Source organism: Salmonella sp. SAL4457 (genome assembly GCF_046548235.1).
Lineage (GTDB): Bacteria > Pseudomonadota > Gammaproteobacteria > Enterobacterales > Enterobacteriaceae > Salmonella > Salmonella enterica.
In genome coordinates, this window is sequence record NZ_JBGDZO010000657.1 from 1 (window position 1) to 264 (window position 264).

Sequence of the window (264 nt, forward strand, 5' to 3'; positions counted from 1 at the left end):
TCCCAGAGCTGAGCGCGGGCCTGCGAGTTGATCTCCGCGATCTTCACGTCCTGCGGGCAGACCTGTGTGCAGATCCCGCAGCCGGAGCAGTAGTCGACCGACGCATCGACCGAGGCGCCGCTGCCGCGGTAGCGCTCCGCCTGCGGCCCTACGTACTTCGGGCCTGGGAAGAGCGGCGTGACCCGCGAGTACGGGCAGAACGTCTCGCAGATCGTGCACTTGACGCAATGGTCGAGCGAGTCGCGGACGAGCTCGGTCATGAGG

General features: G+C 67.4%; 1 protein-coding gene. It reads right to left on the reverse strand.

Annotated features, from left to right (window positions below; all coding sequences use genetic code 11):
- Positions 1-264 (reverse strand): 4Fe-4S dicluster domain-containing protein (locus tag ACLJNW_RS25830; protein ID WP_410961454.1); only part of this gene is annotated, 264 nt, incomplete at both ends.